This window comes from Microbacterium enclense (genome assembly GCF_004022425.1).
In the GTDB taxonomy this organism is placed as follows: Bacteria; Actinomycetota; Actinomycetes; order Actinomycetales; family Microbacteriaceae; genus Microbacterium; species Microbacterium enclense_A.
Genome location: NZ_RBZY01000111.1, coordinates 1 through 3,763 on the forward strand (window position 1 = coordinate 1; position 3,763 = coordinate 3,763).

Genomic DNA, 3,763 nt, shown 5'->3' on the forward strand with positions numbered 1-3,763 from the left:
GGCGGGCCGCGCCCGCCACGGCTCGCAGACGCCGTAACCCGGGCGCCGCCGCCGGAGGGTCAGACCCCGTACAGCTCGCGGATCTTCGCGCGGAGCTGGTGGCTGCAGCGTTCCACGACATCGTCCCAGAGCTCTGTCGCACCGTCCTGCGCCCGGTCGGAGACGGCGCGGAGGATGCGGATCGGCACGGCGAACTGCTGCGCGACCCACGCCAACGCGTACGACTCCATGTCGACCATGCGGGCATCGAGGCCACGGATGAGGGCGACCGCGTCGGCGTCGTCCACGAAGTGGTCGCCGGTGGCGATGACCACGCCGTCGGGGGCGATATCGACACGGGCCGGCAGCCAGACGTGCTGACCGAACGTGCCGTCCAGACCCTTCACGTCGTGCTGAATTGTCGCGGAGATGTCGTAGATGCCGCCCTCGAGGTCGGGGTCGATGGCACCGGCGGTGCCCACGACGACGATCTCGTCGTACGCGCCCTCGCACAGCGCGCGCGTCAGCGCGTAGGCGGCGGGGATCTTGCCGACTCCGGTCAGCAGCCGGTCAAAACCGGCGATGTCGGACTCGAACGCGACGAATTCGGCCGCGTGGGCGGCGACGAGGAGCTTCACCCCACCATTCTCGCCGACCGCGGAGCCGCCCGACGACGCGGCCCCGCGGGAGGTCAGTCCTGAGCGGCGGCGGAGACGGCGTCCAGGCGCGCGAGCTCGTCGGTGGAGAGGTCGAGGGACATGCTGGCCAGGAGGTCCTTCACCTGCTCGGGGCGCGACGCGCTCGCCAGGGGCGCGACCACGGTCGGCTGCGCGCGCACCCACGCGAGTGCGGTGGTGGCGATGGACGCGCCGTGGGCGCGACCGATCTCCTCGAGCGCATCGATGACGGCCAGACCCGCGGGGGTCGCGAGCTTGGCGGCACCGCCCGCACGCGGCGAGTCGCCCGTGGCATCCGTCGTCCGGTACTTGCCGGTCAGGAAGCCGCTGGCCAGCGCGTAGTACGGCACGAGCGAGAAGCCGTGCTGCTCGGCGAGGGGCACGATCTCGCTCTCGACGGCGGTGCGGTGCACGAGGTTGTAGTGCGGTTGCACGGCGACGGGAGGTCGGCACCGGCGGCCTCGGCGAGCGAGATCCACTCGCGGATGCGCGCGGCGCTGTAGTTCGAGACGCCGACGGAGCGCACCAGCCCATCCGAGACGAGGTCGGCGAAGGCTCCGACGGTTTCTTCGAGGGGCGTGTCGGGGTCATCGAAGTGCGCGTAGTACAGGTCGATCGCATCGACGCCGAGCCGGACCAGCGACGCCTCGGCGGCGGCTCGGACGTTCGCGGCCGCCAGACCGCGGAAGTCGGGATGCGTACTGACCTTCGTCGCGACGACGACGTTCTCGGGCCGACGGCTGGCGAGCCATTCGCCGATGATCGTCTCGCTCTCACCGCCGGAGTTGCCCGGTGCCCACGCGCTGTACCCGTCGGCCGTGTCGATGAAGTCGCCACCGCCGGCGTGGAAGGCGTCCAGCACCGCGAAGGAAGTGTCACGGTCGGCGGTCCACCCGAAGACGTTGCCGCCCAGGGAGAGGGGGCGGATGTCCAGGTCGCTGCGTCCGATGCGCGTCATGATGCCCTTTCGTTCGGTGATCGATGCCCTGGGGACAACGACGCCGATCCTCGGGCATTCCCGCGGCGGGTCAGTTTCCGGAGCCCCCGGACAGGATGCCGATGAGGCCGCTGCCGAGGAGCCAGAGCCCGACCGCCGACACCGCGATCCAGATCACGACCTGACCTCGCGGGTACTTGCGGGGCTTGTCGCCCTGCCCACCGTCGCCGGGGCCCGTCACGAGCGCACCATCATCACGATCGACACGATGATCACAGCGAGGCCTCCGATTCCGGCGATGGCGGCGATCACGGGGCCGCCGCCCGCGAGGAGGGCGGCGATGCCCAGCCCGAGAAAGAGCACGCCGAGGACGATCCCGCCCACTTGGTAGACGCGGTACCGCCGACTGATGCCGGTGCCGTGTTCGCCGCTCACTCGTGCCCCTCCTGCGTCCAGCGTACCGGGCCGGTGCGGGCGGTCGCATCGCACGTCGGACGCGGCGACGCCTCGTCCGCCCTCGTTGCGCTCGCGCGGCGTAGCGTAGATCCATGGCGCGCCCCGTACCCGACCCCGTCCGCCCCGGCCAGGAATCCGTCTGGGACTACCCGCGACCGCCGCGTGTGGAACGCGTCGCGAAGCGGGTGCAGATCGACTTCGGCGGGACCCGCATCGTCGACACCGACGACGTCGTCCGCGTTCTCGAGACGAGCCACCCGCCGGTGTACTACCTGCCGATCGCGGCGTTCGGCGACGCTCTCTCCCTCGGGCACGGGGCGTCGTTCTGCGAGTTCAAGGGCGGTGCCCGGTACTTCGACGTGCACGGGGGAGCGGGAGCCGTCGCGGAACGAGCCGCCTGGAACTACCCCCACCCCCTGCCCGGCTACGAGGTGCTCGCCGATCGCGTCGCCGTGTACGCCGCCCCGATGGACCGCTGCGTCGTCGCCGGCGAGACGGTTCGGCCGCAGCCCGGCGGGTTCTACGGCGGTTGGGTGACGGACGACCTCGCGGGGCCGTTCAAGGGCGTGCCCGGTTCGATGGGCTGGTGAGCTCAGTCCCGCGCGAACGCCTGAGGGACGGCGGCGTGGAGCTCTGCCAGCCACGCGCGAGCGTTGCCGTCCGACGGAGCACGCCAGTCGCCGCGCGGTGACAGCGAGCCGGCGGGGGAGACCTTGGGTCCGTTCGGGATCGCGGTGCGCTTGAACTGCGCGAAGGCGAAGAAGCGCTGGAGGAAGACCTCCATCCACCGGGCGACCGTGACGAGGTCGTACGACGGCCGCGCGCCCTCGGGGTAGCCCGCGGGCCAGGCCCCGGCATCCGGATCCTCCCAGGCTTTGGCCGCCAGGAAGGCGATCTTCGATGGCCGGAAGCCGAATCGCAGGACGTGGTAGAGCGTGAAGTCGTGGAGGTTGTAGGGGCCGATCCGATCCTCGGTGGACTGCATCTTGCCGTCCTGCCCGGCCGGGACCAGCTCGGGGCTGATCTCGGTATCGAGCACCGCCTGCAGCACCTCGACGGTCGCCGGGCTCAGCTCACCGGCCGAGATGACCCACCGGATCACGTGCTGGATGAGGGTCTTCGGCACCCCGGGGTTCACGGAGTAGTGGCTCATCTGGTCGCCCACGCCGTACGTCGACCAGCCCAGCGCGATCTCGGACAGATCGCCGGTGCCCACGACGATCCCGTTCTTCTGGTTCGCCAGTCGGAAGAGGTAGTCGGTGCGCAACCCCGCCTGCACGTTCTCGAAAGTGACGTCGTGGACCGGCTCGCCCGCCGCGAACGGGTGCCCCATACGGGAGAGCATCTCGGATGCCGCGGGGCGGATGTCGATCTCCTCGATCGTTGCTCCGACCGCTTCTGCCAGCGCGATGGCGTTGCGCTTGGTCTTCTCGCTCGTCGCGAAACCCGGGAGGGTATAGGCCAGGATGTCGCTGCGCGGTCGTCCCATTCGATCCATGGCCCGCGCGATGACCAGCAGCGCGTGCGTGGAGTCGAGTCCGCCGCTGACCCCGAGCACCGGGCGCGGACCGCCGATCGCCTCGAGGCGCTGAACGAGTCCCGAGACCTGGATGTTGAAGGCTTCGTAGCAGTCCTGAGCGAGGCGCGCCGGGTCATCGGGCACGAACGGGAACCGATCGAGCGAGCGGCGGAGTCCCAGGTCGACGGCGGGGGG

The 3,763-nt window shown here is 70.7% G+C and carries 5 protein-coding genes and 1 pseudogene; 1 reads left to right on the forward strand and 5 read right to left on the reverse strand.

Features of this window, described 5'->3' with window-relative positions:
• Positions 1–59: 59 nt before the first annotated feature.
• The 4 genes and pseudogenes from D8Y23_RS16245 to D8Y23_RS16255 form a co-directional block, all read right to left on the reverse strand.
• On the reverse strand, positions 60–617 hold the full coding sequence (locus D8Y23_RS16245; RefSeq protein ID WP_128219071.1) for a nucleoside phosphorylase: 558 nt from the start codon (positions 615–617) through the stop codon (positions 60–62).
• A gap of 53 nt (positions 618–670) precedes the next feature.
• Positions 671–1,614, reverse strand: a pseudogene (locus D8Y23_RS16250) (aldo/keto reductase).
• Positions 1,615–1,684: 70 nt separating this feature from the next.
• Entirely contained in the window at positions 1,685–1,834 is a 150-nt protein-coding gene (locus D8Y23_RS16910) for a hypothetical protein (RefSeq protein WP_164878286.1), read from the reverse strand.
• Positions 1,831–2,028, reverse strand: a complete 198-nt coding sequence (locus D8Y23_RS16255) for a hypothetical protein (RefSeq protein ID WP_077052421.1) — start codon at positions 2,026–2,028, stop codon at positions 1,831–1,833. The genes D8Y23_RS16910 and D8Y23_RS16255 overlap by 4 nt, the downstream gene beginning before the upstream one ends.
• A 113-nt stretch (positions 2,029–2,141) precedes the next feature.
• Between D8Y23_RS16255 and D8Y23_RS16260 the strand changes: the two genes are divergently transcribed.
• On the forward strand, positions 2,142–2,639 hold the full coding sequence (locus tag D8Y23_RS16260) for a DUF427 domain-containing protein (protein WP_128219072.1): 498 nt from the start codon (positions 2,142–2,144) through the stop codon (positions 2,637–2,639).
• Between the two features lie 2 nt (positions 2,640–2,641).
• On the opposite strand, the gene D8Y23_RS16265 is transcribed toward D8Y23_RS16260, so the two are convergent.
• The coding region (locus D8Y23_RS16265; RefSeq protein ID WP_128219073.1) for an NAD(+) synthase at positions 2,642–3,763 on the reverse strand (1,122 nt) is incomplete at its 5' end.

Bases quoted from the DNA above. Each gene is read 5' to 3' on its own strand.
- D8Y23_RS16260 (WP_128219072.1), top strand. From the start codon at position 2,142: ATGGCGCGCCCCGTACCCGACCCCGTCCGCCCCGGCCAGGAATCCGTC.